Here is a 26,897-nt window from a genome sequence, read left to right on the forward strand (position 1 = left end):
GCCAAGAGCCGCCGCAGTCGTCTCATTGATGGGGAATCGAGCATGGTTCAAAGTGTTCGCTCGCGTACCGTACTGACGCTCTACACCACGGCAGATGACATCCAGTGTCATCGTGCGAGGCTGGTGCTGGCCGCCAAGGGAGTCAGCTATGAACGGGTGCTGGTGGATCCTGCCAGGCCGCCGGAAGACCTGATCGACCTCAACCCCTATGCGAGCACGCCGACCCTAGTCGACCGTGATCTGACCCTGTTCGACACGTCGGTGGTTTGCGAGTACCTCGACGAGCGTTACCCGCATCCGCCGCTGATGCCGATCGACCCGCAATCGCGTGCGGGCCTGCGCGTGGCGGCCGTGCGGATCGAGAAGGACTGGTTGCCTGAAGTGGATACCATCCGTGCCGGCGGCCGGCCGGCCGAGGCGGCACGCAAGCGCTTGCGCGAACAGCTGCTTTCCACGCTGCCGCTGTTCAAGGCGTCGAAATTCTTCCTCAATCCGGAAATGAGCCTGGTCGACTGTCTGGTGGCGCCGGTGATCTGGCGACTGCCCTGGCTGGGGGTCGAACTGGGTCGTGACGGCAAGCCGATCATTGATTACGGCGAGCGTCTGTTCCATAGCCAGGGTTTTGCGCGCAGCATGACCGATCAGGAAAAGATGATGCGGCAACCCCATGAGTAAGAATGACACTGCGGCAATGAGCTCCAATCGTCCGTACCTGCTGCGGGCGATCTACGACTGGATCAGCGACAACAATCTCACGCCCTACGTGTTGGTCGATGCCACCATCCAGGGTGTGCGGGTGCCGCCGCAGGTGATCAAGAATGGCCAGGTGGTGCTGAACCTGGCCATGCGTGCGGTGGCGAACCTGGACCTGGGCAACGAATGGGTCAGCTTCCAGGCGCGTTTTTCGGGCGCCAGCCAGTCCATCCAGATTCCGGTGAAGGCCATTCTGGCGTTGTATGCGCAGGAAAACGGGCAGGGCATGATGTTTCCTGCCGACGAAGAGGGCGGCGATACTCCGCCACCGTCCACGCCGGAGCCTGATGACACGCCGCCGGCTCCCGCTGCCGACGAGGGGACCGAGAAGCCCAAGCGTGGCGCACCGCATCTGCGCGTGGTCAAGTAACCGCGAGATCCACCCGCCTGCGAGGCGCAGGCATGTTCAATGCAGCCGGTCGCCCGCATGCGGGCGTGGATGCAACGGCACGACGTTGCTGCCTGTTGCAGGCAGCGCGGGTCCATGTGGCGTGGATCCGTCATGGGCTTCGTGTGGCGGCAGAAGTTCGATCGTCGGCAGGCTCAGGCTGCTCATCGTGTCATCCAACATCCACAGGCGCCCCGGCTCGCGGTCGTGCCCGTCGATGCTTACCTCGAAGCCATAGCAGCGTTCGAGCCGGCGCAGACCGTTGATGCGGCGCAGGCGTACGCCGCGCAGGCCGACCGTTTCATCCAGCAGTTGCAGTCCATGTTGCTGGCACTGCCGCCGAGCTTCCCGAACGGCGCGCTCACGTGCCACGCTGAGTTTCAGCCACAGGCCGACGATGGCTGCGAGTACCAGCAACAACAGCAGGTTGGATAGATCACTCATCCCTGCAGTGTGTGGGCGGCCGCACTCGCGTGCAAGCCGCGTCGGACGCGATCAGGCCAGACGCAATCAGGCCAGTTGCAGTCGCAGCGAGAGGTCGATGGCTCGCACGTGCTTGGTCAAGGCGCCGACCGAGATGAAGTCCACGCCGGTACGCGCGAATTCGCCGATCGTGTGCAAGTCGACATTGCCGGATACTTCCAGCGGCACGCGGCCGGCGGTGTACTGCACGGCTGCCGTCATCTGGGGCAGGCTGAAGTTGTCCAGCATGATCCGGTCCACGCCGGCGTCGATTGCCTGTGTCAGTTCGTCGAGGTTTTCCACCTCGACCTCGAGCAACAGGTCCGGATGCAGCTGCCGCGCCGCCTGCACCGCGGCGGCAATGCTGCCGGCGGCGATGATGTGGTTTTCCTTGACCAGGATCGCGTCGTACAGACCGATGCGGTGATTGTGGCCGCCGCCGCAGCGCACGGCGTATTTCTGGGCAAGGCGCAGGCCCGGTACGGTCTTGCGGGTATCGAGGATGCGCACGGCAGTGCCAGTGACGGCCGTCACATACTCGGCGGTCACCGTGGCAGTACCGGACAGCAGCTGCAGGAAGTTCAGCGCCGAACGTTCGGCACTGACCAGCGCACGGGCGTTGCCGGACAGGCGGCAGATGACCGTGCCTGGACTGGTCTGCTGTCCGTCATGGACGTGCCAGTCGATCTGCACGGACGGATCGAGTCGGCGAAAGCAGCCATCGAACCATGCCGTGCCGGCGATCACCGCCGCGTCGCGGCAGGTCAACTCGGCATGCGCGTCAGCGTTGGCTGGCAGCAGCTCGGCGGTGGCATCGCCCTGACCCAGATCTTCGGTCAGGGCGTGCTCGACATCGGAGGTGATCTGGGCGGTATCGGGTGCCGCCGGTCGGGTCGATGCTGTCATTCGGTGTCTGTGGCGGGTGCCGACGGAGTGTCCGGCTGGCTCAGGCGGCCGACAATCGCGCTCAATGCGCGATCGAACAGCGCATTGGCAGCCAATATGCGGGCATGACCATCGATCAGCAGGATGGCCAGTTCATGTGGCGAGTAATCGGCCACCTTCAGGCCGCGCCGATTGACGAACAGGTAGCGTCCGCTCATCGGACTGATCCACGACAGCTTCGCGCGGGTCATGGCTTCTTCGATGTTGTTGAACTCCAGCCAGGCACCTGGCTGCAAGGCCTGGACCTGTTGCCATTCGGGGCTGTCCGGCGGCACGGCGATGCTGTCGTCGACGGTGCTTTCCTCCGGTTCGGCATTTCGCTCGATGACCGGCTGGATGCTGTCGGGGATCGCCAGCATCGTGGCGTCCTCCTCGACGGCGATGACTTCGGCTGGCTCGACAGCCTCGCCAAGCTGTTGCCGGTAGTAGGCATGCAGCTGGCCCAGCAGGCGCTCGACGTCGTGTTCCTGGAACGCCACATTGGCCAGGCCCAGGCGCAGTGATCGTTCGATGCCGGGCAGCATCTGCCGCAACGCCTGCCGGCTTTCCGGATCGGTCACGGGACGGGTGCTGGCGATGAAGTCGTCGACGAAGTGCAAGCCACTGCGAAACTCCGGCGAGGCCTCGCCCTGACGCAGCAAGGTAAGCACGAGATGGTTGGCCCACGCCCGGGCCAGCACGCCATGAACCAGCGCCGGCAGTTTCCGCTCGCCGATCCGATCGATGATTTCTCGGGCGGCACGCCGGCGTGCCTGCTCGAGTTTCTCGCGACCGCGGGTGGATTCGGCCACACGCTGCTCGGCCAGTTCGGAGCGGCGCTTGTTGACATCCTGGAACTGCTGCAGGTCGACCAGCAACCGCTCGAAGATGCCCATGTCATCGTCGAAGTCGTGCAGCAGATGATCGACGACCGATTTCACCTTGTCGTGCAATCGGTGATCACGGTCGGATTCCTCCGACCAGCCCTTGGCTTGTTCGGCCAGGCAGTCCAGCAGCCGGCGTGCCGGATGCTGGCGGTGTGCGAACAGCTTGCGGTCGAGGATCGCCGCCTTGAGGTAGGGAATCTGCAGGCGCGCCAGCATGACCTGCATTTCGGCAGGCAGGTTGCGGTCTTCCAGGATGAACTCGAACAGCATGCCGACCAGATCGATGGTGTCCTCGTCGATCGTGGCGACATGGCTGGGACGCTCGCCGCGAAGCGCGCCAATCTGGCTCAGCAGCTGTCCCTTCAGCTGCATCACTTCGCGGCTCAGTGCCGCAGCATCATCAGGCTGGGCGAGCGGCAACGGGCCGGCGGTGGCGATCTGACTCTGCAGCACGCTGAGCGCGCCGAGCAGCTCGTTGGCCGAAGGCAGCGGGCCGCTTGGCGCCGCTCCAGGAATCACCCCACTGCCTGCAGCAAAGGGAGCCGTGGAACTGCGGCGCGCACTGAACAGGGCATGCAGGGTCTGCAGCAGGTCGCTCGGGATATCGCTGGATTCCTCGGCAGCTGCCTGCACGGCCTCGCCGGCCGGCGCAACGCCTGCATGGCCAGTGGCGCCTGCAGGGGTGCCGTTGCTGCGCACCACGGTGTGCCGCAGCTGTGGCAGTACGCCGGCACGGGCCAGTTCGGTATTGATTTCCTGATAGAGCTCTTCCAGCGACGACAGCACGTAGCGATCGAACAGCTTGTAGATGATCAGCTTGACCCGCATGTCCGCGCTGAGCTCATGCAGCGCCTGGCGAAATGTCTGTGCCAGGATCGCCGGCGCCACCGGGTTGCTGGCGTCGTCGACCTTGTGACCACCGCAGATCACCGACAGCCGCTGGTTGACGGCAAACAGGTCGCGCGCCAGCCGCGATTCGTGCTTGCCGGTCATGCTGGTGATCGCCAGCGATTCCTCCAGCTCGTTGTCGGCCACCAGCGACAGCTCGACCGTTCCAGGCGAGGGTGGCGGTGCCGCGCTTTGCTGCATCGGGTGGGTCAGCTCGCCGAGGCTGCGGTTGATGGCATTCAGGAAGTGTCGTTCCACCGATGGGCGGCGCTTGCGCACTTCGCGCATGCCGTCGAAATAGTGCATCTGGGCGGCATTGTTCTCGGCCTTCTCGGCCAAGTCGAACAATGCATCGTCGACATGCTCGAAGGCATTGCCGACCCACTGCTGCAGTCGTCGGTTGGCGATGCTCCGCACGGCGTTGAGCAGCTCGCCCACCCGCTCGCTGGCGGGGTCCATCCGCTGGCTCAGATTGACGACTCTGGATGGATCACTGGCTTCGTTCATCGCCAATCCCCTGAAGCATTGCAGCAAGATGCGGCCGGAATCCGGATGTTCCGCAAGGATGATGACGATAAGCCAAAGCAGGTGTCCGTGTCATGCGCGGATCGCATGCGGCTTCTGTATCGCAGAATCCTACGGTGCAGAGGGAAAGGCGGTCAGCTGCATGGTGCCGATACCTTCTTCCGGCAGCATGACGGGAATGCCATCCTCGACCCGGTAGATCACCTTGCGATCGGTGGTGATCAGCGCTTCGCTGATCCGCTCGCGCACCCCCGTGCCGGCGACCGAGTCGACCTGTCCGGCTGCGATCGCCTCATTGAGCGCATCGAGTTCGTGCTTGCTCAGCGGGCGCACCGGCGTCTTGCTCACCGGGCAGCACAGGATGTCGAGTAGGCGCTTGTCCATGATGGTTTTCTGGAAGGTGTCGGGGTGCCGGAAAGCCCGTACAATAGCCGTTTTTGGATGGCTCGGCCATGACAGGAACAAGCAGACCGCCTTGTGTCGGCGTGGTGATGGGTTCGCGTTCGGACTGGGAAACCATGCAGCACGCGGCCGATGTGCTGACCGAGCTGGGCGTGCCGCACGAGGTGCAGGTGGTCTCCGCGCACCGCACACCGGACCTGTTGTTCAGCTATGCCGAACAGGCCGTTGCCCGCGGCATCCAGGTGGTCATCGCCGGTGCCGGGGGTGCCGCGCATCTGCCCGGCATGCTGGCGGCCAAGACGCGGTTGCCGGTGTTCGGTGTGCCGGTGCAGTCGAAGGCGCTGAACGGGATGGATTCGCTGCTGTCGATCGCACAGATGCCGGCCGGCATTCCGGTGGGCACGCTGGCGATCGGCCGGGCCGGAGCGGTAAACGCGGGTTTGCTCGCGGCTGCCGTGCTGGCCTTGCATGACCCTGCGCTGGCCGCCGCACTGGATAGCTGGCGGGCACGTCAGACCCAGGCGGTGCTGGAGCAGCCGGATCCGCGCCAATGAGCAACCGGCGACAACCCGTGCTGGGCATCCTTGGCGGCGGCCAGTTGGCGCGCATGCTGGCGCTGGCCGCGGCACCACTGGGCGTGAAGACCCTGGTGGTGGACAGCGCGGCCGATGCCTGTGCGGGACAGGTCGCACCGCTGGTGGTGGCCGACTGGGTGGACTATGCAGCGCTTGAAGCGTTCGCCGCACAGGTCGATGTGGTCACTTTCGATTTCGAGAACGTGCCGGCCGAGACGGCACAATGGCTGGCCGCACGGGTGATGGTGTCACCTGCGCCGCAGGCGCTGGCCGTGGCGCAGGACCGGTTGGCCGAGAAGACCCTGTTCCGCGAGTGCGGCTTGCCGACACCCGAATTCATGGCGGTGGATACGCGCGAGGAACTGGATCAGGCACTGGCCGCGATCGGTGCGCCGGCGATCCTCAAGACACGCCGGCTGGGCTACGACGGCAAGGGCCAGTTCCGCCTGAAAAGCGTGGCCGATGCCGATGCTGCATGGGCCGCGCTGGGCGCGCAGGCATCCAGGCATGGGCTGATCCTTGAGGCATTCGTGCCGTTTGAGCGCGAGTTGTCGGTGATCGCGGTGCGTGGCAGGGATGGCGATTTCCGCACTTGGCCGCTGACCCGCAACTGGCATACCGACGGCGTGCTGGCCATGAGCCTGGCGCCGGCACTGGATATCGAGGAGCTGCAGCAGCGCGCCACCGCGCTGGCACGTACGCTGGCTGAGCGGCTGGATTACGTGGGCGTGTTCGCGCTGGAGCTGTTCGTGAAGGATGGCGAACTGCTGGGCAACGAGATGGCGCCGCGCGTGCACAATTCCGGTCACTGGACGATCGAGGGTGCGCACACCAGCCAGTTCGAAAACCATGTGCGGGCCGTGCTCGACCTGCCGCTGGGTGACACCGGTGCGCGCGGGATGGCGGCAATGTTCAACTGGATCGGTGATCTGCCCGCGGCAGCGCCGGTGCTGCAGGCTGTCGATGCGCATTGGCACGATTACGGCAAGCAGGCACGGCCTGGGCGCAAGGTAGGCCATGCCACATTATGCGCACCCGACGCGGTGCAGTTGGCAGCACGGCTGGACGCACTGGCCGGCATGCTTGGGCGCACGGCGCAGGCGGCGCCGGTGCTTCAGGCACTCCCGCCCTCGTATGGAAGCCTCGAATAGCCTGCTTTTTTGCCGTCATTCCCGTTTTCACGGGAATGACGGCCTCGGGAGGTTTTTCGAGGTTTCCGGTAGTTGTGGTTCAAGCGGTAGCGAACAGGCTGGAACCTACTGCTCGTCGTCCGACGGTTCGCGTGACGGCGCCGGGGTGACCAGCAGCTTGTCGATGCGCGCACCGTCGAGGTCGACCACTTCGAACCGGATGCCATGCCATGCGAATACCTCGCCGGTCTGCGGGATATGCCCGAGCGCGGTCATGACCATGCCGGCGACGGTGCGGAAGTCGTGCTCCTGCTCGCCGGGCAATTCGCCGACCTGCAGCAATTCGCGCAGATCGTCGGTGGACAGGCTGCCGTCGATCAGCCAGCTGCCATCCGCGCGCTGCACGATCGGAGCGTCCTCGGCGTCGCCGGCATGGCCGATCTGGCTGGCGCCGACCACGGCGGCCAGCAGGTCGTTGACGGTGACCACGCCTTCGATGTCGCCATATTCGTCGACCACCAGCGCCAGTGGCGTCTCGGCGTCGCGAAACTCTTCCAGCAGATCCAGCGCGCGCGCCGTCGCAGGCACAAACAGCGGCTTGGACAGGTGCTCGAACATCTCCAGCCTGCCGTCGGCAAAACCGTGCAGCAGGCGTTTGACCTCGACCACGCCGACCACGTCGCTTTCGTCATTCCGGTACACCGGGTAGCGCGAATACGGTGTCTGCCGCAGCACCGCGATGTTCTCCTCGCGTGGCGCTGCCATGTCCAGCCAGGCGATGCGCATGCGCGGCGTCATCACGCTGTCCACCGTGCGGTCGCCCAGGCGCAGCACGCGATTGACCATGTTGTGCTCGTCCGGGTCGAGCACGCCCTGTTCAGCGCTCTCGGCCACCAGCAGGCGGATCTCCTCCTCGGTCACCACACCCTGGCCATGCTGCTTGACCCGCAAGAGCTGCAGCAGTCCGTTGCTCGATATGTTCAGCAACCACACGAACGGCGCGGTCAGCCGCGACAGCAGCAGCATCGGAATCGCTGCATAGGACGAGAAGCGCTCAGGCGCCGACAGGGCCAGCCGCTTCGGTACCAGCTCACCGACCACGATCTGGATGAACGAGATCAGCACGAATCCCAGCAGGATGCCGAGGATCCGCGTGTACGGTGCCAGCCACGCCAGTCCTTCAGCCTGAAGGGCCTCGGCGATGTGGCTGCCCAGCGCGTCGCCGGCGATTGCACCGGTAGCCAGCATCAGCAGGGTGATGCCGACCTGGATGGTGGACAGGAAGTGCTCGGGGGCTTCGGCGTGGCGCAGGGCCAGGGCGGCACGACGACTGGTTTTCGCCATCTGCTTGAGCCGGCTCTTGCGCGAAGCGACCAGCGCCATTTCCGACAGCGCGAAAAAGCCGTTGCACAGGGCCAGGACGAGGACGAGCGCGATTTCGGTCAGCATCGCGGCAATGATAGGGGTGTCATGCGCCACAGTGTAAGGGCACGCGGCCTGCAGTGGTGCGGGGCAGCATGGCAGTCCTGTAACATGCCTGTCATTCCGTACCCCTCAGGCATGGCCAGCATGTTTTCACTGCAGACGATTTTCGGCAAAGGCGACAAGTTCTATGGCTTGCTCGAACAAAGCGCAGCCACCGTCTGCGAAAGCGCCAAGGCCCTGCATGAACTTTTGAACAAGCCGGGTCAGGGCTCGGTGATGGCTGCCTTCACGGCGACCCGTGCGCGCGAAAAAGAGTTGGCCGCGCAGATCAGCGAGGGACTGGTGAACACCTTCGTCACCGCGCTGGACCGCGAGGACATCGAAGCGCTGAATTCGGCGCTGTACAAAATTCCCAAGACGATCGAGAAATTCGCCGAACGCTACGAAATCGTCGCCGAGCGTCTGGCGGGGGTGGACTTTGCCCAGCGTGCTTTGGTGCTGGAGCGTTCCAGCGAAGTGGTTGCCGAGATGATCGGCGAGCTGCGCCGCGGCCTGCGCATCGATCCGGTGAAGAAATTGCAGGATCGCCTGCAGGCGCTCGAGTCGGAAGGTGACCGCATGCTGTTGTCGCCCTATCGCACCTTGTATGTCGAGGGTGGCGACGTGATGCGCGCAGTGCTGGCGAAGGATCTGTTCGAGCTGATCGAGAAGGCCATCGACAAGTGCCGCGACGTCGGCAACATCGTCTATTCGATCGTGCTGAAGAATTCCTGAGGGCTCCATCGTGAACCCCACTCTCGCATGTTGCCCGGTCGTGGCCGGGAGGCTCCAGGGGGCTGAGCCGAGCGCCACCGGAGATCACGCATGAGCCTCAGCCTGGTCGTGGCGGAAGTGCTGATTGCACTGGCCTTTACCTATATCAACGGTTTTCACGACACCGCCAATTCGATCGCCACGGTGGTGGCGACCAAGGTGCTCACGCCCGGCCAGGCGGTGCTGCTGGCGGCGGTGACCAACTTGATCGGCGCGTTGCTGGGCACCGCCGTGGCAGCCACGATCGCTTCGGGGCTGATCAACAGCGGGGTGATCGCGGTGGGTCCGCAACTGGTGATCTGCGCCTTGCTGGCGGCGATCGTGTGGAACCTGATCACCTGGTGGCTGGGCCTGCCGTCCAGTTCCAGCCACGCGCTGGTCGGTTCGCTGATTGGTGCCGCGCTGGCTGCGTCAAGCAACAACTTCGGTTCGGTGATCTGGGTGCAGGGCAACTGGATCACCGGGCATGGTGTGATCCCCAAGGTGATCATCCCGATGGTGCTGTCGCCGCTGGGTGGCTTCATCATCAGCTTCGCGTTGATGGGCGGCCTGTATGCACTGCTGGCCTGGTTTGCCCATCGGCGTGGCTGGCTGCACCGGCTCGGCCGCACACCGTTCGTCAACAGCTTTTTCGGCAAGGCACAGATTGTCTCCGCCACGGCGATGGGCGTGGCGCACGGCATGAACGACGCGCAGAAGAGCATGGGCATCATCGCGCTGGCGCTGGCCGGCGGCACCGCGGCGCACCAGTTCGACCAGTTGCCACAGTGGCTGGGATTCATTCGGATCGCCGAGGATACCGCCGGCGGCTTCGCCATCCCGGTCTGGGTGAAGGTGGTGTGCGCGCTGACCATGGCTGCCGGTACCGCCGGTGGTGGCTGGCGCATCATCAAGACGCTGGGTCACAAGATGGTCAAGCTGCATCCGATCAACGGCTTCGCCGCCGAAACCAGCTCGGCGGCGGTGATCCTGACGGCCTCGGTGTTCGGCATCCCGGTGTCGACCACCCATAACGTGTCGGCCTCGATCATGGGCGTGGGCGCAGCCAAGCGCTTCAACGCAATCCGCTGGTCGGTGGTGGAGCGCATGGTGTGGGCGTGGATCCTGACCCTGCCGGTCACGGCACTGCTGGCCTACTGGCTGGTGCGGCTAATCGCGACGGAGATGTAAGTACAAGTTCAGAGTGCGTCGCCGCCACTGACGACGATCTGTTCCAGCTGGTCGCCCAGCGTGCCCAGTTCGGCAACGACACGTTGCAGCTCGGCGCCGTCGAGAAATTCGTAGGGGCGGTTTTCGCATAGATGCAGATACGGTGAGCCATCCAGGTCGGCGACCGCCAGAAAGCCGGTGCGCTGCTGCCAGTTGAAGCGCAGGCACCGGCTGGGATCGGTGCCGGCCAGCGGCCCGATCGGGGTGGAGATGCGCAGGTAGCGCCGGCCTGATTCATCCTCAAGCTCGGCCAGATAGATGCCTTGATGGCGATCGTGGGCCAGTTTCAGGTCGAAGCTGATCAGGTAGGGATCGTTGTGGCGCAGCTCGTGCTGGCTGCCGATGTGGGAACGCACGGCTTCGAAGTGGCGCATGGTGCGACTTCCGCTGGCGAGAGGCGCTGCTACTCTGCCACGTCTGCCCGCCCGCGTCGCGTCAAGTTCGAGTCAATCCGCATGAATGATGTTGCCACCCGCATCTACGCCGCCATCGCCGCGATTCCGGCCGGTCGCGTGGCCAGTTATGGCGCCATTGCCGCCCGCGCCGGCCTGCCCGGACGGGCACGTCTGGTCGGTCGGCTGCTCGGCGAGGTTCCCGACGGGATGGAACTGCCGTGGTACCGGGTGTTGCGCTCCAGCGGGCATATTGCGATGCCGCCAGGCAGTCGTGGTTTTCGCGAACAATCCCGGCGGTTGCGGGCCGAAGGCGTCGAGGTGAAGAACGGCCGCGTGCCGCTGTCGCGGTTTGGACTGGACGGCAATCTCGATCATGCGTTGTGGGGCATGCCGGACGCCTGAATGGTGGTGGTTCTGACGATCCATCGCAGGCTTTGCCGTCGGGTCGGCTGGCCCGGTTTGCTAGCATGTCACCGATGAATGCCTCTGCCCTCGACCTGCTTCAAAGCGTTTTCGGTTATCCCAGTTTCCGCGGCCAGCAACAGGCTGTCGTCGAACACCTGAGTGAGGGGGGCGACGCGCTGGTGCTGATGCCGACTGGCGGCGGCAAGTCGCTGTGCTACCAGATTCCCGCGCTGCTGCGGCAGGGCACCGGCATCGTGGTGTCGCCGCTGATCGCGTTGATGCAGGACCAGGTCGACGCGCTGCGCGAGGCGGGCGTTTCGGCTGCCTATCTCAACTCCAGTCTTGGTGCGGACGAGCAGCGCGAGGTCGAACGGCAACTGCTGGCAGGTGAGCTCAACCTGCTCTACGTGGCACCGGAACGGTTGCTCACGCCGCGTTTTCTCGGCCAACTCGAACGCACCGAAGTGGCGTTGTTCGCGATCGACGAAGCGCACTGCGTATCGCAGTGGGGTCACGATTTTCGTCCGGAATATCGCGAGCTGGCGATCCTGCATCAGCGCTTCCCCGAGGTGCCGCGGATCGCACTCACTGCCACTGCCGATCCGCGCACGCGCGAGGAGATCGTCGAGCGCCTGTCGTTGCAGCAGGCGCGGCAATTCGTGTCCAGCTTCGACCGGCCGAACATTGGCTATCGGGTTGGCCTGCGCCACAACGCGAAGCGCCAGCTCACCGAGTTCCTGCAGGGGCACGAGGGGGAATCAGGCATCGTCTACTGCCTCAGCCGCAAGAAGGTGGACAACACCGCCGAGTGGCTTGCCGAACTCGGCGTGGAGGCATTGCCGTATCACGCGGGGCTGGATGCAGCCACGCGCGCGAAGAACCAGCAGCGCTTCCTGCGCGAGGACGGCGTGGTGATGGTCGCCACCGTCGCGTTCGGCATGGGCATCGACAAGCCCGACGTGCGCTTCGTGGCGCACCTGGATCTGCCGCGCAGCATCGAGGGCTATTACCAGGAAACCGGCCGTGCCGGCCGCGACAGCCTGTCGGCCGAGGCGTGGATGATCTACGGCCTGTCCGACGTGGTGACGATGAGCCAGATGATCGCGCAGTCCGAGTCGGCCGACGAGCGCAAGCGGGTCGAGCGGCAGAAGCTGGAGTCGTTGCTGGCCTATGCCGAGGCCACCGGTTGCCGGCGCCAGCTGCTGCTGGGCACGTTCGGCGAAAGCTATCCGGGCCCCTGCGGCCATTGCGACAACTGCATCGCGCCGCCGAAAACCTGGGACGCCACGGTGCCGGCGCAGAAGGCGTTGTCGGCGGTGTATCGCACGGGCCAGCGTTTCGGCTCCGGCCACGTGATCGACGTGTTGCGCGGCGAGGAAACCGAGCGCGTGCTGAGCCTCGACCACCACCGGCTGAGCACGTTCGGCATCGGTGCGGAGATGGACGAAAAGCAGTGGCGTTCGGTGTTCCGGCAGTTGCTTGCCGCGGGTTTGCTGGAGGCGGATGCCGAAGGCTATGGCACGCTGCGGTTGACCACCGCCAGCCGCGCCGTGCTCAGCGGCGGCCAGTCGGTGAAGCTGCGCGAGGATGCGCGCCCCGAACGTGGCGGTCGCCGTCGTCGCGACAGCAAGCTCGTCACCGGCGGCAGCCTCGGCATCGAGGCCTACGAGCAGTCGATGTGGGACGAGCTGCGCGCGTTGCGCACGCAGCTGGCCAAGCAGCAGGGCGTACCCCCGTACGTGGTATTCCACGATGCCACCTTGCTGGCGATGCTGCGCGCATTGCCGGCGAATGAAGACGAGCTCGCCACCATCAGTGGTGTCGGCGAAGCCAAGCTCAAGCGCTATGGCCGTGATTTCCTCGCGGTGATCAACGCGCAGGAATAAGTGTTCGTGGCGCTTGCGCTGGCCACGGATCGCCCTTACAACTGAAGGAACTTGCACGTGCAGCCCAGCGTCGTCGCGATGGCGACGCACGCATTTGCATGCCGCACGGCTGCCATGTCGTGCGGTTTCCATGGTTGTACTGTGACATGGTTGTACTGTGATAAGGATCGCGCATGCATGACGCCCCACTCATTGCCACCCTTGTCAGCGGCATCGTGCTGGCATTCGTTTTCGCGGCTCTCGCGCACAAGCTGAAGCTGCCGCCGCTGGCCGGCTATCTGATGGCTGGCGTGGTGGTTGGACCATTCACGCCGGGCTATGTTGCCGACGGCCATCTGGCGCACCAGCTGGCCGAACTGGGCGTGGTGCTGTTGATGTTTGGCGTGGGCCTGCACTTTTCTCTGAAGGATCTGCTGTCGGTCAAGAACATCGCGATCCCTGGTGCGCTCGGCCAGATGGCAGTGGCCACCGTGCTCGGCATGTTGCTTGGCTGGGGTCTGGGCTGGCCGTTTGCGCAAAGTTTCGTGTTCGGTCTGGCGTTGTCGGTGGCCAGCACCGTGGTGTTGTTGCGCGCGATGGAAGAGCGTCGCCTGATGGAAACCGAACGCGGACGCATCGCGATCGGCTGGCTGATCGTCGAGGATCTCGCGATGGTGCTGGCGCTGGTGCTGCTGCCGGCGATCGGAACGGCCTTGGGTGGTGGCGAGCAGGGTGGTACAACCCTGTCGTTTGCAGCGATCGCCGGTACGGTCGCGCTGACCATCGGCAAGGTCGTGCTGTTCGTCGCGCTGATGCTGGTAGTCGGCAAGCGACTTATCCCGTGGATCCTCAAGGTCGTCGCATATACCGGTTCGCGCGAACTGTTTCGCCTCGCCGTGCTGGCGATCGCACTGGGTGTCGCGTTCGGCGCGGCTGGCCTGTTCGGTGTGTCGTTCGAGCTGGGTGCGTTCTTCGCCGGCATGATGATGGGCGAATCGAAACTGGCCCAGCGTGCCGCCGAGGAAACCCTGCCGTTGCGCGATGCGTTCGCGGTGCTGTTCTTCGTCTCGATCGGCATGCTGTTCAACTATCACGTAGTGCTGACCGAACCGCTGGTGGTACTGGCGGCGCTGGCGATCATCGTGATCGGCAAGTCGCTGGCGGCGTTCGGCATCGTGCTGATGTCGGGACGGCCGTTGCGCACCGCACTGACGATTGCTACCAGCCTGGCGCAGATCGGCGAGTTCTCGTTCATCCTGATTGGCGTGGGCGTGGCGCAGAACCTGGTATCGAAGGAAGCGCAGGATGTGTTGCTGGCCGCCGCGATCCTGTCGATCCTGATCAACCCGTTGCTGTTCAAGCTGCTCGATCGCGCCAAGCCCTGGCTGGATGCGCGTGAAGTACGGCAACACGGTGATGTGGTTGTGCCTGCGAGCATCGAACCGGCATCGGAAATCCTCGTCACCAGTGCGTTGAGCGGGCATGTGGTGGTGGCCGGCTACGGCCGGGTGGGGCGTCTGGTAGGCGAGGCACTGCAGGAGCAGGGCGATGCGGTGCTTGTGCTGGAAGAGGAAAAGGAGCGGGTCGCGATGCTGCGCCAGCAAGACATCGAGACGATCGTCGGCAACGCAGCGCGGGACGATGTGCTTGAAGCTGCCAATCTCGCCCACGCACGCGCGCTGGTGGTGACGCTGCCCGATGCCTTCGAGAGCGGCGAAGTGGTACGGGTGGCACGCCTGGCGAATCCGCAGCTGCAGATCATCGCCCGTGCCGATTCCGATGCCTGCATGGAACATCTGCAGCAGCAGGGTGCTACCTTGGTTGTGCTGGCCGAACCCGAACTGGCGCGCTGCATGCTCGAACATCTGCGCGCGGGTGAGTCGGCACCGGGCCTTGCCTGAACTCCATGCACGACCGCCTGCGGCCGACACTGCATACGTATTCAGCCGGACACGCCAGGGGCCACGGTGCAGACTCGGCGCACATTCTTGATGCCATGAACGTTGGGGAGACGCGATGAGCACAGTGGACGCGACAGATGGATTGGGACAGCGCGCGACTGCGCGGGTGGTATTGATCTCGGCGGCGGCAGCACTTGGTGGATTCCTGTTCGGTTTCGACACGGCGGTGATCAACGGCGCGGTCGATGCGATCCGGGGCAGCTTCTCGCTCGATGCGGCGCAGATCGGATTTGCCGTGTCCTGCGCCTTGCTGGGTTCGGCACTGGGCGCGTGGTATGCCGGCATGCTGGCGAACCGCTGGGGGCGTGTACGCACCATGCAGGTGGCGGCTGTCCTGCTGGTGGCGGCCGCGCTGGGCTCGGGCCTGGCGACAGCGGTATGGGACCTGATCCTGTGGCGACTGGTCGGCGGCATCGGCGTTGGCGTGGCCTCGGTGATTGCACCGACCTATATCGCCGAAGTGTCCCCCGCCTACATCCGCGGTCGGCTGGGTTCGATGCAGCAGCTGGCGATCGTGCTCGGCATCTTCGCTGCGTTGCTCAGTGATGCGTGGCTGGCTGGCGCTGCCGGCGGCGCGTCGCATGACTTGTGGCTGGGATTGTCGGCCTGGCGCTGGATGTTCCTGGCAGCAGTGCTGCCGGCGCTGATCTACGGCACCCTGGTGCTGGGCGTACCGGAATCGCCTCGTCACCTAGTCGCCAAAGGTCGACTGGCCGAGGCGCGCGTGGTGTTGCAGAGCGTGCTGAACATGCACAACGACGCAGCGCTGGACGGCAAGCTGCGCGATATCGAGAACAGCTTGCGTTCGGAACACAAACCTCGCCTGAGCGATCTGCGCGGCAAGGCTGCCGGCCTGCTGCCGGTGGTCTGGGTTGGCATCCTACTGTCGGTCTTCCAGCAGTTCGTCGGCATCAATGTGATCTTCTACTACTCGTCGACGCTGTGGCATTCGGTCGGATTCAGCGAGACCGATTCCTTCGCGATCACCGTGGCCACCTCGATCGTCAACGTGCTGGTGACCCTGGTGGCGATTGCCCTGGTCGACAAGATCGGCCGCAAGCCGCTGCTGGCGATCGGTTCGGCCGGCATGGCCATTACCCTGGGGATGATGGCCTGGTGTTTCTCGCAGGCCACCGGCAGCGGCGCGGCGTTGAGCCTGCCCGGCTCGACCGGCGTGGTCGCCCTGGTCGCGGCGAATGCCTATGTGGTGTTCTTCGGGGTGAGCTGGGGGCCCGTGGTATGGGTGTTGCTGGGCGAGATGTTCCCCAACCGCATCCGCGCCACTGCGCTGGCGGTGGCCGCCGCGGCACAGTGGCTGGCCAACTTCGTGATTACCAGCAGCTTCCCGGCGCTGGCCGAGATCGGCCTGACCTTCGCCTATGGCCTGTATGCCGGTTTTGCCTTGCTCTCATTCCTGTTCGTGATGTATGCAGTGCGCGAAACCAAGGGTATCGAGCTGGAGGACATGCACGCCTGAGCCGCGGCCGGCCCTGAGCACTCCTGTCACGGCCGGTGTCGGGCGAAAGGGGCAGGTCGCTGGAAAAGCAGCTAGGATTCGGAACGGCCGGCAATCCGTTTGCAAGCCGCTCCGAAGGCTGCGCATGAAGGGAAAAGCGACTTCCATCGATATCGCCCATCTGGCCGGGGTCTCCCAGGCCACGGTGTCGCGTGCGTTGCGCGGCAGCCCGCTGGTCAATGAGGAAACCCGGCGACGCATCGAAGTCGCCGCCGAGCAGCTCAACTACAAGCTCGACAAGAACGCCTCCAACCTGCGCCGTATGCATACCGGCACGCTGGCGCTGCTGTTCTTCGAGGACCCTACCGCCGACGAGTCGCACATCAACCCGTTCTTCCTGTCGATGCTCGGCTCGATCACCCGCGCTTGCGCGCTGCATGGCTACGATCTGCTGATCTCGTTCCAGCAGTTCTCGCGCGACTGGCATGCCGACTTCGCCGACAGCAAGAAGGCTGATGGCCTGATTCTGCTCGGCTATGGCGACTACCTGGCCTACTGCGACAAGCTGGAGAAACTGGTCGCCCAGGGCACCCGCTTCGTTCGGTGGGGGGCGGTGCTGCCCGATCAGCCGGGGGTCTCGATCGGCTGCGACAACTTCCGTGGCGGCCAAGCCGTGGCCGAGCACCTGCTGGAGCGTGGTTGCCGCCGCATCGCCTTCCTCGGCGATGCTTCCAGTCACTATCCGGAATTCTTCGCGCGCTATCGCGGTTATGCCGATGCCCTGCAGCAGGCTGGCGTGGAACTCGATGCGGATTTGCAGGAGAACGCCGAGAGCACCGAGCGCTCCGGCTACGAGGCGATGCGCGCGCTGATCATGCGCGAGACCGGTTTCGACGCGGTGTTCGCCGCCAGCGACCTGATCGCGATCGGCGCCATGCACGCGCTCAGCGACCACGGCCTGCGTGTGCCGCAGGATGTGGCTCTGGTCGGCTTCGACGACATCGCCATGGCCAGCTTCGTCAATCCGCCATTGACCACGATCCTGCAGGACACCCGTTTGGCTGGCGAGGCCCTCGTCGGCAGCCTGCTCAGCCTGATCCGCAGTGAGCCGGTGGAAAGCCAGGTTTTGCCGGTGAAGTTGATGGTGCGGCGATCCAGCCTGCGTTGAGCGCCGGCGCTGCACAGCACTCCGCGATGACCTGGGGAAAATCCGCATTGCGGCACATGCGTCGCTTCGCTTAACCTGCCGCGGCTTTCCGGTCATCCTCCGGCAGGATCACGCACCCCATGGAACGTACCCAGCCCGAGTTGGAGTTTCATCAGGTGTTCGAGCGCATCACGGACGCCTGCGTGGCGCTGGACCGAGACTGGCGCTGCATCTGTCTGAATGCGCGGGCCTGCGAATTCTTCGGTCGTCCGGCCGCGGAGCTGATCGGCACACCTGTCTGGACGGAATTTCCCGAGGGTTTCGAACAGCCGCTTCGCCGCGCGTATGAGCAGGCGATGGCCGAGCAGCGCCCGGTCCGGCTGGAGGCGTTCTACCCGCGGGACAACCGCTGGTTCGAGAGTCATGTCTACCCGTCGGCGGACGGCCTGACCATCTGCTTCCTCGACATCACCGAGCGCAAGCAGGCCGAGCAGGCGCTGCAGCAGCACCAGCGCATGCTCGATCAGGCGCAGCAGGTGGCGCATATCGGCAGCTGGGAATGGGATATCGCCAGCAACAAGGTGACCTGGTCGGCCGAGCTGTACCGCATCTACGGTGTGCTGCCGGTGCCGGAGCGCCATGCTGCCACGTTCGAAGCCTATCTCGAACGGGTGCATCCGCTGGACCGCACGCGCGTGCAGCAGATCATCGAGCAGGCGGCCAGAGATCAGCAACCGTTCGAGTTCGAGGAACGCATCGTGCGCCCGGACGGCGTCGAGCGCACCCTGCTGAGCCGCGGTACCGTGGATGTCGACGAAGCCGGTCGCCCCGTGCGCATGCTGGGGGCGTGCCGGGACATCACCGAGCGCAAGCGTGCGGAGCAACTGGGTGCCGGTCAGCACGAGATCCTGGTCGGAATTGCGGCACATCGGCCACTGCTGGAGAGTCTGGAACACATCGCACGCCTGCACGAGACACTCAATCCCGGGGCGTTGTGCTCGCTGTTGCTGCTCGATGGCGATGGACGGCACGTGTTGCACGGTGCCGGGCCGAGCCTGCCCGAGGCATACAACCGGGCCGTGCACGGGCAGGAAGTCGGCGAGGCGCATGGCTCGTGCGGTACCGCCGTGTGGCGTGGCGAGCGTGTCGTGGTGGCGGACATCGCCACGCATCCCTACTGGAAGAACTACAAGGCGCCAGCGCTGGCTCATGGGCTGAAAGCCTGCTGGTCGACGCCGGTGTTCGGCAGTCATGGCGAGATACTCGGCACGTTTGCCGTGTATTACCGCGAGCAGCGCGAGCCGCGTCTGGACGAGCTGCACGACATCGACCGCATGCTGCCGGTCACCAGCATCGCGATCGAGAGTGCGCGTCTGGTCGGACGTCTGCGCGAGCGCAACCGTTTCTTCGAGCTGTCGCTGGAGATCTTCTGCATCCTCGATCCGAAACGCGAGCGTATCGTCCAGTTCAACCCGTCGCTGCCACGCGTCACCGGCTACAGCGCCGAGGAGCTGACGTCGAGGAGTTATCGCGAATTCCTGTGGCCCGAGGATGGTTCAGGCCATCAGGATCCGTTGCCGGCGCTGGGTGCGCCGGGGCAGCTGGTACATGAATTCGTCACTCGCTGCGTCTGCAAGGACGACAGCGAGCTCTGGCTGGAATGGGTTTCATTCGCTGCCCCGGACGGCATGCTCTACGCCGTCGCTCGCGACATCACCGAACGTCGTCGTGCCGAGGCAGAGCTGGCCTATGCCACCAGCCACGATGCGGTCACCGGCCTGCCGCATCACCTGATACTGGAGCGTGCCCTCGCCGTGATGCTGCAGGATAAGGCGGCGCCGGTCTGGGTGTTGATCGTTGGACCGGATCGTTTCCAGGTGGTCAACGAGTCCGTCGGTTACGCGACCGGCGACGATGTGCTGAAGCAGCTGGGTGAGCGCCTGCAGGCAAGCCTGGACGGGCAGGGGCAGGTCGCCCGTTTTGCCGGCGACAAGTTCGTCGTCGCGGTTCGCGGCATGTCACGGCAAGCAGTGCTAGAACTGGCCGAACGGTTGCGCGCGAAGGTGGCTGTGCCGATCGAAGGTCGCGATTACCGGCTGTTGCTTACCGCAAGCGTCGGCATCAGCCATTCGCCCGATCACGGTAATACGCCCAGGAGCCTGCTGCGCAGTGCCGATGGCGCGATGAGACAGGCCAAGCGGGACGGCCGCGACCGGGTGTCCGAATTTTCCATCGGACAGATGCGCGCGCTCGAAGAACGGCTCGTCCTCGGCAGCCATCTGCGCGATGCCATCCGCGATGGCGAACTCGAGCTCTACTACCAACCGCAGCACCGGGCCGGCGATCGTGTGTTGAGCGGTTTTGAGGCGCTGCTGCGCTGGAACAGCCGGCAGCTCGGCCTGGTGACGCCGGGCGACTTCATCCCGGTGGCCGAGGCGCTTGGCCTGATGCCGGAGATCGGCGAATGGGTACTCGATGCCGCCTGTCGACAAGTGCGCACATGGCTGGATCGAGGTCATCGCAATTTCAGCCTGGCGGTGAACATCTCGGCACAACAGCTGCAGCGCCCCGGTCTGGTCGAGAAGGTGGCTGCGGCACTGCGACGCCATGCCGTGCCGGCATCGATGCTGCACATCGAGATGACCGAGAGCTCGCTGATGGAAAACGTCGTGATGATCCGACGCGTGCTGACTGAGCTCAAGGCACTCGGCACGCGGCTGTCGCTCGATGATTTCGGCACCGGCTATTCCAGCCTGGCCTATCTCAAGCAGTTCCCGATCGACAAGCTCAAGATCGACCAGAGCTTCGTGCGTGGCCTGCCAGCGGATACCGATGACGGTGCGATTGCGCAAACCATCATCGAACTCGCTCATCAGTTGCACATGACGGTGGCCGCCGAAGGCGTGGAGACGTCGGCGCAGGCGTCCTTTCTTGCCCAGATGGGTTGCGACGAATTGCAGGGCAATCATCTGGGTACGGCGTTGCCGGCGCACGAAGCTGAAGGGTTTTTCGACATGCCGCAGAAGACGTACTAGCGGTGTTGCCGGTAGCGGCCATCTTCGTTTCATGAGCATGCTGGATTCGCACCCGTCGTGTCCTGACTTGATTCTTCAGCGTTGCGCCCTCAACACGGAGCATTGCAGTACGTGACCTTGCGTCGCGTCGTCATTTTTGCCGGAGAACTTTCATGCATATCGACTTGAGCAATCGCCACGCAATCGTCACGGGTTCCACTGCCGGCATCGGCCTGGCGATCGCCAGTGGCCTCGCGGCGGCGGGTGCGCACGTCGTCATCACCGGGCGCACATCGGCGCGTGTTGACGAAGCCATTGCCAGCATCACGAAGAACGTCAGTGGTGCGCGCCTCAGCGGCGTAGCCGGTGATCTCGGCACCCGCGAAGGTGCAGAGCATTTGATTGCGCAGGTGCCGCAGACCGACATCCTGGTCAACAACCTCGGCATCTTCGAGCCGAAGGCATTCTTCGATATCACCGACGAGGACTGGCTGCGCTTCTTCGAGGTCAACGTGATGAGTGGCGTGCGGCTGGCGCGGCATTACGCGCAGGGCATGGCACAGCGCGGCTGGGGTCGCGTGCAATTCATCTCCAGCGAGTCGGGCGTGCAGATTCCCGCCGAGATGGTTCACTACGGCACCACCAAGACCGCCCAGCTTGCGGTGTCGCGCGGCCTCGCCGAATCGCTGGCCGGCACCGGCGTCACCGTCAACGCGATCCTGCCCGGCCCGACGCGTTCGGAAGGCGTCGGCGATTTCTTCGGCAAGATCGCGGCGGAGCAGGGCGTGCCGCTGGAGCAGGTCGAACGCGACTTCATCGCCACCCATCGCCCGTCATCGCTGATCAAACGTCTGGCCACCGTCGAGGAAGTCGCGAATCTAGCGGTGTATCTCGCCTCGGAACAGGCCTCGGCCACCACCGGTGCGGCGATGCGCGTGGATGGCGGCGTGGTGCGGTCAGTGATCTGATGAGCGCAGTGCGCTTTGATTACCCGGGCATGGTGACGACAATCTTGCCCTTGGCATGTCCCGCTTCAAGCCTGGACATCGCCTCGGCAATGCGCTCGAAGGGATATACGCTGTCGACAATCACCTTGAGCGCACCGGCATCAACAAGGCGCCCGAGCTCGGACAAGTCCTCGCCGCTCGGGTGCATGAAGAGATAGCGGTAGCGCACCCCGTGCTGGCGGGCGCGGAGTCTGAGCGGGAGGCTCGCTGCCCAGAACAGCGCCTGCAACCCCAGCCCGCGTCCCAGGTCCTTCGATGCTGTTTGTGGCTCGGGCATGCCGGCGACGCTGACGACGGTGGCGCCCGGGCGCACCATGGCGAACGCCTGCTCGAGAGCGTGGCCGCCGACAAGATCAAATGCACCGTCGAATCCCGAGAGTACTGTTCCGGGCGATTCTTTCGTGTAGTCCACGACCGTGTCGGCGCCAAGCTGTCGCACCAGTGCTTCGCCCCGTGGCGAAGCGGTCGTCGCAATCTGGGCGCCAAGGTGCTTGGCGATCTGTATGGCGAAGGTGCCCACGCCGCCGGCGCCGCCGGAGATGAAGATGCGCTGCCCGCTCGCAACGCGCAGTTCGTCGCGCAGGGCTTGCAGTGCGGTGAGTCCGGCGAGGGGAATGGCGGCGGCCGTTGCGAAGTCGAGGTTCGCGGGCATCACGGCGGCATGGTCGTCCTCGACGACTGCGAACTGGGCGAATGCGCCCATGGCGCTTTTGTCGACGCGTGCGAACACCCGGTCACCGACACGAAAACGCTGTACCTGTTCGCCGCACGCGACCACCTCACCCGCCAGCTCGTTGCCAAGAACGACTGGCAGTCGATAGCGTTGCACAGGCCGCAAGTCGCCCCGGCGAGTCTTGAAGTCCACCGGGTTCAGGCCCGCGGCACGCACCCTGACGAGCAACTGTCGTGAGGCAGGCTCAGGTAGCGCTACTTGCGTCAGGCTCGTGCATTCAGGGCCACCGTAGGCCTTCAATGCGAATGCCTGCATGCTCTGGGGCAGCCCTTGGTTATCGATGGCTTCTACTTCTTCACGTTGCATCTGCTCGATCGTCCTTCGACTTGCCCTGGTGTCTTGCGCGCTGATTTTCGCCGAACGCTGGAATCAAGTGGTGGCGAAGCTATGCGCCTCGAACGAATTGTCAGGTGCCGGACGTGACCAGCTCAACATCCGGAATCCACAGTTGCGACCATCGTGCGACCTTTTCAGCAGGCGCCAGCGATTGCGGTGAAGCCGGGACTGCACTCGCAAAGCCGGTAGGCTCTTCGAGGGAGCGTGCGTTCACAGCTCCGTACATGCAGGCGTTGTGCTCAAAGACGACGGCAACCAGTACGCCGCATCGATCGCAGAGCAGGAATTCAGCGGTATTTGATCCCTGCCGATATCGACGCAGCGCATTTGGGCTCTGCATGACGACGGACAATTGCCCGGCTGGATCTGAAACGTAGGCGGCACCGTGCTTTTGACAGAACGAGCAGTCGCAGGCTCGAGGAATAATGCTTGCCGGGTCCAAGGCGGTTGAAAAGGTCATGCGAAGCTGGCCGCAGTGACAGCCACCTTGAAACGCAAATGCATTGCTCAATGGCGACATCGTTGCACCTGGGGTTTGACGCTGGAGTCAAGCGGCGGCGAAGCCGTCCGCCTTGAACGAGATGTCAGGCCTCATGCCGATCCGCTGGATGGTTGACGCCGTCATTTGTGGGAACATCTGGAATGGCGAAGGGATTGACACCCTCAAGGCAGCCAACGTTGTAGCCATATTGCTCCGGGTTTGAACGGCGTTGATGATGCGTGTAGATGCCGCAGTTCGAGCAAAAGTAGTGCTTGGCCGTGAGAGTGTTGAATTGATAGAGCTTGAGGTACTCGGCTCCCTTGACGATGCGGATGCCGCTCAACGGTACGGACGCAACGACAGCACCTTTGCGCCTGCAAATGGAGCAGTCGCAACGTCTCGGATCGACGATGCCATCCGGAAGGTCTAATTCCAGCTCCACTGAGCCGCAATGGCAAGTAGCCCGATGCTTGGGTTGTATGGCGACTCCGCCAACTTCCTTGAGCACTGCTGATTCCTCCTGATGAGGCCTGACGCTGGAGTTAAGCGGCGGCGAAGCCGTCCGCCTTGAACGAATTGTTAGGTGGCCAGCTCTTGAAGACGGACACCGAATGCTTTTTCTATGAAGGCCACGGTGGTCGGCTGACGATCAAGCGAGGCACGCACGAGTTGAGTGGTGAAAAGCCCTGAGTTGGACTGCCACTTGGCCTCCGATCTAGGAACAGCAGCAACCCACTCCACCCGCAAGATGTACTCCGAGTTGGCTAGATCATCAGAGTTTTCCGACATATGTGGTGCGGCGAGATTGAAGTCTCCAAGCAAACGGCCTTCATGGCGGAAGTCAAGATACGGCACGGCACGAGCTAGAACCTTGCCAACACCGACGTAACCCTTGCGCTTTAGATAAGGAACAACGATATCGCCCTCGGCGAGGTCGAGTATCTGGTCTCTCCACTGCGGTCCTTGACCCGCAGAAAGGAACCCAAGCCGGTGACAGTCATCCCAGTTGCGGTGAGCTCCCTCACCAACATTGACGTAGTAGATGCCATTCTGGAAGTCGAAGGCTGACAACTCTCGATGCAAGGTGTTATGAGGTCGGAAAAGTGAGACGAAGTGCCCCGCTGCTTTGTTGGTGAGGCTCTTTCCGAGCTTCCAGATAAGCGTTGTTTCAATTAAATGCGCTTCTGCCTCGGTAAGGCCGGCAGCCACTGTACGAATGATGGGTGAGAGCCCTTCGGCCCTTATGGCACGAATGCGCGTGACTTTCTCGGAATCACTGTCGTCGGCGAGGTGAGCAAAGCGCCGAGAACCTTTGCCCTTGCCATAGTAGAACTCCTCGTAATTTCGAGGATCGATATAGACGTACACGTAGTAGCTGTGATCTGTCATGGCCACCTAATGCCTGAGTTAAGTGGCGCGCGGTACGCGCGTCCGCTTGGACGAATTGTTAGCCGTGCAGCCCATTACAGCAACCACCCGGCTCCTGCCTTGCGCTCGATGTCTAGAGCATCCGCCAGTTCGGCATCGGAGCCGACGAACGTATAACCGCTGTTGGGTCGAGAGCGTTTAAGTGGGCTGCGAACAGGGATGACCGCATGGACAGAAAGCGACGGAGATGGAGATAAGTTGAATGCTGGCTCGACCCGCACAGACTCCGCTACTAAAGACAGCGCTTGCCGAGCAGCGTCCTTTGCCGACGTCGTTCTCACGAACCGTGTCGTGGCGAAGCCAGTGTAACCTTCCGGCGGAATATCCATACCTGTTCCGGTAACGATCACTCTAAAGCGAGGCATTCCTTCTCCTGACGGCTAACGCTTAAATTAAGCCGACTCGTGTGGCGGAGCAAACAGCATGGCAAGCTCTACCTGCCATGCTGTTTGTGGAGCGACACGAGTTCGGCTTGAATGCATTGTTAGGGGGCTGGCTGGTCATAGTTGACCGTGACCGTGTAATAGGTAATGCCATCGTGCGCATAACTGGCAAAGGAGCTGAACACGAAAGCATCCTTGGGCTGGACTACCGGTGCCATTTGCGCCTTACCGCCAGCTGCAACGATAGCGCCTGCCGCCTTTCCGAGCGTTTCGGCGGTTTGGCCTTGATAGTTGGGTGTCTCAATCTGACCGTACTCGGCTTGCAACGTTGAGTAGGTGTGGGCCCAAGCCTGAGTAGCGGCGGAAAGATCTGTTCCTTCGTAGGTGTAGACACCAACCCGCGCAAGCAGGCTGTCCTTTAGGAAGAACTGGACGTTCTCTTTCTTGCCTCCAAATTCACCGTTATAGGTTTCGAGGTCTCCGTTGGAGAACGAGCGGTAGGGACCGGAAGCGGTTACCGCGCGGATCTGGTCAGCGGTCATGCCGAAGGACCATGGACCAAAGCCACCCGCGACGGCGGGTAAGGCTGCGGCTAAAAGAAACGCAAATACCGTGATCTTCATCCTGCCCCCTAACGCTGGAGTTAAGCGGCGGCGAAGCTGTCCGCCTTGAACGAAATGTTAGGGGGCAACACGGCAGTTACTCCCGCGGCTCATTAGACGATAGGAAACCGAGTGGTTTTTTAGGATCGTGGATTTGAAGTACAAGTGAAATATCTTTGTGATGCACAAATAGCATGTGTTTCTCGCCGTGACTATGAGGCTCAACCTCAAGCTCGACCATTCGCCCCGATACATCACACTTTGAGCAGAGCAGAAATTTTGTTTCAGGTGCGTCTACTGGCACACCGGAGCGGATGAGTTCTTGCAGCAGCCGGCCGCGTTGCTCTGCAAACTCAGGCTCAAGGACAATCACGAAGTATTGCTGCGACACTTTGCCCCCTAACGCTGGAGTTAAGCGGCGCCGGAGGCGTCCGCCTTGAACGAGTTGTTAGGCGTCTGCCACCTAAGAATTGTCTCTTTGTATAAGGCTTCGACTGTTTCGTCCACGTCGTCATCGCTAGCAAAGTATGGAAGCGCCAAAGCGTTGTACTGATCCTGGTAGCGCGCCACTGACCTCATTGTGTTGAGAGCATCTATAACCGAAATGGTTTTACGGTGCATGAGTGCTTCTGCTGCGGGAAGAACAACTTGCACCAAGGGGTGAGTGAAGCGCTCCTGCCAAGCGTCAAGCAACGCCTTGAGGAGATGAACTTTGATCTTCTTTGAACGCGGCGGACGGCAAATCTCATGAAGCACCATGAATGCCGAATTCGCCGAGATGCTGGCGCCCAGCTCCATAAGCGAAAGGCACTTCTCCCAATCCTCGTATGGGAAACGGCAATCCATCTCTCGAATGAACTCGATCTCTGTCATGAAACGAGCGCCTAACGCTTGAGTTAAGCGGCGCCGGAGGCGTCCGCCTTGAACGAGTAGTTAGGTGCCACCGCCGACTTGCTGAGCGACGAGCACCGATGGAAGTAAGCGAATGAAGACGCTGTCTTTGGACGAGATGACGATTTCCAGTGTGTCATGAGTCGGGCCGCCGAGCACACGGAGGTCGCTAACTGCAGAGGCAGTGAGTTGATAGGTAAGTTCGTTGGCGCAACGAATGGACAGCTCTACGTGCCTGTACGACGGCATGATGTAGAAGATGACCTGATATGGGTCGCCAGAGAAATTGAAAGTGAGCCCGTTGTATGGCCATGGAACATCGGCATCGGACTTGGATGGAGCTGCACCGAAGAAACGCTCCAAGTCTTCTTGCGTTAATGACAGCCTCAAAGTTTCCATGGCACCTAACGCT

At 63.2% G+C, this 26,897-nt stretch carries 27 protein-coding genes; 13 read left to right on the forward strand and 14 right to left on the reverse strand.

From position 1 onward, the window contains the following. The first annotated feature begins 42 nt into the window (after nt 1-42). Nucleotides 43-675, forward strand: coding sequence for a glutathione S-transferase N-terminal domain-containing protein (locus B0E50_RS15510; RefSeq protein WP_077442240.1), 633 nt, complete (start codon nt 43-45; stop codon nt 673-675). Beyond that, on the forward strand, nt 668-1,123 hold the full coding sequence (locus tag B0E50_RS15515) for a ClpXP protease specificity-enhancing factor (protein ID WP_254427312.1): 456 nt from the start codon (nt 668-670) through the stop codon (nt 1,121-1,123). Before B0E50_RS15510 ends, B0E50_RS15515 begins: the two co-directional genes overlap by 8 nt. A 36-nt stretch (nt 1,124-1,159) precedes the next feature. On the opposite strand, the gene B0E50_RS15520 is transcribed toward B0E50_RS15515, so the two are convergent. The 4 genes from B0E50_RS15520 to B0E50_RS15535 all read right to left on the reverse strand — a co-directional run bounded on the left by B0E50_RS15520 (nt 1,160) and on the right by B0E50_RS15535 (nt 5,211). Further along, nucleotides 1,160-1,585, reverse strand: coding sequence for a DUF3301 domain-containing protein (locus tag B0E50_RS15520; RefSeq protein ID WP_077442242.1), 426 nt, complete (start codon nt 1,583-1,585; stop codon nt 1,160-1,162). Between the two features lie 66 nt (nt 1,586-1,651). Beyond that, nucleotides 1,652-2,509: a carboxylating nicotinate-nucleotide diphosphorylase gene (gene nadC / locus B0E50_RS15525; RefSeq protein ID WP_077442243.1), complete on the reverse strand. Its 858-nt coding sequence runs from the start codon at nt 2,507-2,509 to the stop codon at nt 1,652-1,654. Beyond that, the gene (locus B0E50_RS15530; RefSeq protein WP_077442244.1) at nt 2,506-4,809 is read right to left on the reverse strand and encodes a DUF1631 domain-containing protein; all 2,304 of its coding nucleotides are present in this window, start codon (nt 4,807-4,809) and stop codon (nt 2,506-2,508) included. The genes nadC and B0E50_RS15530 overlap by 4 nt, the downstream gene beginning before the upstream one ends. Nucleotides 4,810-4,938: 129 nt before the next feature. Continuing rightward, nucleotides 4,939-5,211 (reverse strand): Trm112 family protein, encoded by a 273-nt coding sequence (locus B0E50_RS15535; protein ID WP_077442245.1) that lies wholly within the window; start codon nt 5,209-5,211, stop codon nt 4,939-4,941. A gap of 68 nt (nt 5,212-5,279) precedes the next feature. Here B0E50_RS15535 and purE point away from each other — a divergent pair, with 68 nt between their 5' ends. Both purE and B0E50_RS15545 read left to right on the forward strand, forming a co-directional pair. Further along, nucleotides 5,280-5,783, forward strand: coding sequence for a 5-(carboxyamino)imidazole ribonucleotide mutase (purE, locus tag B0E50_RS15540; protein WP_077442246.1), 504 nt, complete (start codon nt 5,280-5,282; stop codon nt 5,781-5,783). After that, nucleotides 5,780-6,955 carry a 5-(carboxyamino)imidazole ribonucleotide synthase gene (locus B0E50_RS15545; RefSeq protein ID WP_077442247.1) on the forward strand — a complete coding sequence of 392 codons (1,176 nt, stop codon included), beginning with the start codon at nt 5,780-5,782 and terminating at the stop codon, nt 6,953-6,955. Before purE ends, B0E50_RS15545 begins: the two co-directional genes overlap by 4 nt. Before the next feature lie 105 nt (nt 6,956-7,060). On the opposite strand, the gene B0E50_RS15550 is transcribed toward B0E50_RS15545, so the two are convergent. Continuing rightward, nucleotides 7,061-8,383 (reverse strand): hemolysin family protein, encoded by a 1,323-nt coding sequence (locus B0E50_RS15550; RefSeq protein ID WP_077442248.1) that lies wholly within the window; start codon nt 8,381-8,383, stop codon nt 7,061-7,063. A 120-nt stretch (nt 8,384-8,503) separates the two neighbouring features. Here B0E50_RS15550 and B0E50_RS15555 point away from each other — a divergent pair, with 120 nt between their 5' ends. Next, the gene (locus tag B0E50_RS15555) at nt 8,504-9,133 is read left to right on the forward strand and encodes a pit accessory protein (protein ID WP_077442640.1); all 630 of its coding nucleotides are present in this window, start codon (nt 8,504-8,506) and stop codon (nt 9,131-9,133) included. A gap of 90 nt (nt 9,134-9,223) precedes the next feature. Continuing rightward, nucleotides 9,224-10,342 (forward strand): inorganic phosphate transporter, encoded by a 1,119-nt coding sequence (locus B0E50_RS15560; RefSeq protein ID WP_077442249.1) that lies wholly within the window; start codon nt 9,224-9,226, stop codon nt 10,340-10,342. Nucleotides 10,343-10,350: 8 nt separating this feature from the next. On the opposite strand, the gene B0E50_RS15565 is transcribed toward B0E50_RS15560, so the two are convergent. After that, the gene (locus tag B0E50_RS15565) at nt 10,351-10,755 is read right to left on the reverse strand and encodes a hypothetical protein (RefSeq protein ID WP_077442250.1); all 405 of its coding nucleotides are present in this window, start codon (nt 10,753-10,755) and stop codon (nt 10,351-10,353) included. Between the two features lie 81 nt (nt 10,756-10,836). On the opposite strand from B0E50_RS15565, the gene B0E50_RS15570 reads away from it, so the two are divergent. The 7 genes from B0E50_RS15570 (at nt 10,837) to B0E50_RS15600 (ending at nt 21,592) form a co-directional block, all read left to right on the forward strand. Further along, the gene (locus B0E50_RS15570) at nt 10,837-11,178 is read left to right on the forward strand and encodes an MGMT family protein (protein ID WP_077442251.1); all 342 of its coding nucleotides are present in this window, start codon (nt 10,837-10,839) and stop codon (nt 11,176-11,178) included. Nucleotides 11,179-11,252: 74 nt separating this feature from the next. After that, a complete protein-coding gene (gene recQ / locus B0E50_RS15575; protein ID WP_077442252.1) occupies nt 11,253-13,067 on the forward strand; it encodes a DNA helicase RecQ in 1,815 nt (604 codons plus the stop codon). A gap of 173 nt (nt 13,068-13,240) precedes the next feature. Continuing rightward, nucleotides 13,241-14,947, forward strand: a complete 1,707-nt coding sequence (gene ybaL, locus B0E50_RS15580; RefSeq protein WP_077442253.1) for a YbaL family putative K(+) efflux transporter — start codon at nt 13,241-13,243, stop codon at nt 14,945-14,947. A 115-nt stretch (nt 14,948-15,062) separates the two neighbouring features. Beyond that, nucleotides 15,063-16,484 (forward strand): sugar porter family MFS transporter, encoded by a 1,422-nt coding sequence (locus B0E50_RS15585; protein ID WP_077442254.1) that lies wholly within the window; start codon nt 15,063-15,065, stop codon nt 16,482-16,484. Between the two features lie 124 nt (nt 16,485-16,608). After that, the gene (locus B0E50_RS15590) at nt 16,609-17,631 is read left to right on the forward strand and encodes a LacI family DNA-binding transcriptional regulator (protein WP_077442255.1); all 1,023 of its coding nucleotides are present in this window, start codon (nt 16,609-16,611) and stop codon (nt 17,629-17,631) included. A 119-nt stretch (nt 17,632-17,750) separates the two neighbouring features. Then, complete coding sequence (locus B0E50_RS15595) at nt 17,751-20,645, forward strand: GGDEF domain-containing phosphodiesterase (RefSeq protein WP_077442256.1); 2,895 nt, start codon at nt 17,751-17,753, stop codon at nt 20,643-20,645. Nucleotides 20,646-20,797: 152 nt separating this feature from the next. Further along, complete coding sequence (locus B0E50_RS15600; protein WP_077442257.1) at nt 20,798-21,592, forward strand: SDR family oxidoreductase; 795 nt, start codon at nt 20,798-20,800, stop codon at nt 21,590-21,592. Between the two features lie 19 nt (nt 21,593-21,611). Here the strand turns inward: B0E50_RS15600 and B0E50_RS15605 are convergent, their stop codons facing one another. From B0E50_RS15605 to B0E50_RS15635, 8 genes are all read right to left on the reverse strand, one after another. Then, on the reverse strand, nt 21,612-22,670 hold the full coding sequence (locus B0E50_RS15605; RefSeq protein ID WP_217343300.1) for an NADP-dependent oxidoreductase: 1,059 nt from the start codon (nt 22,668-22,670) through the stop codon (nt 21,612-21,614). A 100-nt stretch (nt 22,671-22,770) separates the two neighbouring features. Next, nucleotides 22,771-23,220, reverse strand: a complete 450-nt coding sequence (locus tag B0E50_RS15610; RefSeq protein WP_077442259.1) for an aldehyde-activating protein — start codon at nt 23,218-23,220, stop codon at nt 22,771-22,773. A 64-nt stretch (nt 23,221-23,284) separates the two neighbouring features. Then, nucleotides 23,285-23,689, reverse strand: a complete 405-nt coding sequence (locus B0E50_RS15615; protein ID WP_077442260.1) for a GFA family protein — start codon at nt 23,687-23,689, stop codon at nt 23,285-23,287. Between the two features lie 71 nt (nt 23,690-23,760). Beyond that, nucleotides 23,761-24,570 (reverse strand): GIY-YIG nuclease family protein, encoded by an 810-nt coding sequence (locus tag B0E50_RS15620; protein ID WP_077442261.1) that lies wholly within the window; start codon nt 24,568-24,570, stop codon nt 23,761-23,763. Nucleotides 24,571-25,093: 523 nt separating this feature from the next. Further along, complete coding sequence (locus B0E50_RS15625) at nt 25,094-25,615, reverse strand: hypothetical protein (RefSeq protein WP_077442262.1); 522 nt, start codon at nt 25,613-25,615, stop codon at nt 25,094-25,096. Between the two features lie 76 nt (nt 25,616-25,691). Then, complete coding sequence (locus B0E50_RS18035) at nt 25,692-25,967, reverse strand: hypothetical protein (RefSeq protein WP_139350895.1); 276 nt, start codon at nt 25,965-25,967, stop codon at nt 25,692-25,694. 38 nt (nt 25,968-26,005) lie between these two features. Beyond that, entirely contained in the window at nt 26,006-26,467 is a 462-nt protein-coding gene (locus B0E50_RS15630) for a hypothetical protein (RefSeq protein WP_077442263.1), read from the reverse strand. A gap of 60 nt (nt 26,468-26,527) precedes the next feature. Further along, nucleotides 26,528-26,884 carry a hypothetical protein gene (locus B0E50_RS15635; RefSeq protein WP_139350603.1) on the reverse strand — a complete coding sequence of 119 codons (357 nt, stop codon included), beginning with the start codon at nt 26,882-26,884 and terminating at the stop codon, nt 26,528-26,530. Between the last annotated feature and the right edge of the window lie 13 nt (nt 26,885-26,897).

It is taken from the genome of Rhodanobacter sp. C01, from assembly GCF_002001045.1.
Taxonomy (GTDB): domain Bacteria; phylum Pseudomonadota; class Gammaproteobacteria; order Xanthomonadales; family Rhodanobacteraceae; genus Rhodanobacter.

What these genes read in the sequence shown, in the direction of transcription:
- B0E50_RS15510 (WP_077442240.1), top strand. Translation starts at nt 43, where the DNA reads ATGGTTCAAAGTGTTCGCTCGCGTACCGTACTGACGCTCTACACCACG.
- B0E50_RS15515 (WP_254427312.1), top strand. Translation starts at nt 668, where the DNA reads ATGAGTAAGAATGACACTGCGGCAATGAGCTCCAATCGTCCGTACCTG.
- B0E50_RS15520 (WP_077442242.1), bottom strand. Translation starts at nt 1,585, where the DNA reads ATGAGTGATCTATCCAACCTGCTGTTGTTGCTGGTACTCGCAGCCATC.
- nadC (WP_077442243.1), bottom strand. Translation starts at nt 2,509, where the DNA reads ATGACAGCATCGACCCGACCGGCGGCACCCGATACCGCCCAGATCACC.
- B0E50_RS15530 (WP_077442244.1), bottom strand. Translation starts at nt 4,809, where the DNA reads ATGAACGAAGCCAGTGATCCATCCAGAGTCGTCAATCTGAGCCAGCGG.
- B0E50_RS15535 (WP_077442245.1), bottom strand. Translation starts at nt 5,211, where the DNA reads ATGGACAAGCGCCTACTCGACATCCTGTGCTGCCCGGTGAGCAAGACG.
- purE (WP_077442246.1), top strand. Translation starts at nt 5,280, where the DNA reads ATGACAGGAACAAGCAGACCGCCTTGTGTCGGCGTGGTGATGGGTTCG.
- B0E50_RS15545 (WP_077442247.1), top strand. Translation starts at nt 5,780, where the DNA reads ATGAGCAACCGGCGACAACCCGTGCTGGGCATCCTTGGCGGCGGCCAG.
- B0E50_RS15550 (WP_077442248.1), bottom strand. Translation starts at nt 8,383, where the DNA reads ATGCTGACCGAAATCGCGCTCGTCCTCGTCCTGGCCCTGTGCAACGGC.
- B0E50_RS15555 (WP_077442640.1), top strand. Translation starts at nt 8,504, where the DNA reads ATGTTTTCACTGCAGACGATTTTCGGCAAAGGCGACAAGTTCTATGGC.
- B0E50_RS15560 (WP_077442249.1), top strand. Translation starts at nt 9,224, where the DNA reads ATGAGCCTCAGCCTGGTCGTGGCGGAAGTGCTGATTGCACTGGCCTTT.
- B0E50_RS15565 (WP_077442250.1), bottom strand. Translation starts at nt 10,755, where the DNA reads ATGCGCCACTTCGAAGCCGTGCGTTCCCACATCGGCAGCCAGCACGAG.
- B0E50_RS15570 (WP_077442251.1), top strand. Translation starts at nt 10,837, where the DNA reads ATGAATGATGTTGCCACCCGCATCTACGCCGCCATCGCCGCGATTCCG.
- recQ (WP_077442252.1), top strand. Translation starts at nt 11,253, where the DNA reads ATGAATGCCTCTGCCCTCGACCTGCTTCAAAGCGTTTTCGGTTATCCC.
- ybaL (WP_077442253.1), top strand. Translation starts at nt 13,241, where the DNA reads ATGCATGACGCCCCACTCATTGCCACCCTTGTCAGCGGCATCGTGCTG.
- B0E50_RS15585 (WP_077442254.1), top strand. Translation starts at nt 15,063, where the DNA reads ATGAGCACAGTGGACGCGACAGATGGATTGGGACAGCGCGCGACTGCG.
- B0E50_RS15590 (WP_077442255.1), top strand. Translation starts at nt 16,609, where the DNA reads ATGAAGGGAAAAGCGACTTCCATCGATATCGCCCATCTGGCCGGGGTC.
- B0E50_RS15595 (WP_077442256.1), top strand. Translation starts at nt 17,751, where the DNA reads ATGGAACGTACCCAGCCCGAGTTGGAGTTTCATCAGGTGTTCGAGCGC.
- B0E50_RS15600 (WP_077442257.1), top strand. Translation starts at nt 20,798, where the DNA reads ATGCATATCGACTTGAGCAATCGCCACGCAATCGTCACGGGTTCCACT.
- B0E50_RS15605 (WP_217343300.1), bottom strand. Translation starts at nt 22,670, where the DNA reads ATGCAACGTGAAGAAGTAGAAGCCATCGATAACCAAGGGCTGCCCCAG.
- B0E50_RS15610 (WP_077442259.1), bottom strand. Translation starts at nt 23,220, where the DNA reads ATGTCGCCATTGAGCAATGCATTTGCGTTTCAAGGTGGCTGTCACTGC.
- B0E50_RS15620 (WP_077442261.1), bottom strand. Translation starts at nt 24,570, where the DNA reads ATGACAGATCACAGCTACTACGTGTACGTCTATATCGATCCTCGAAAT.
- B0E50_RS15625 (WP_077442262.1), bottom strand. Translation starts at nt 25,615, where the DNA reads ATGAAGATCACGGTATTTGCGTTTCTTTTAGCCGCAGCCTTACCCGCC.
- B0E50_RS15630 (WP_077442263.1), bottom strand. Translation starts at nt 26,467, where the DNA reads ATGACAGAGATCGAGTTCATTCGAGAGATGGATTGCCGTTTCCCATAC.
- B0E50_RS15635 (WP_139350603.1), bottom strand. Translation starts at nt 26,884, where the DNA reads ATGGAAACTTTGAGGCTGTCATTAACGCAAGAAGACTTGGAGCGTTTC.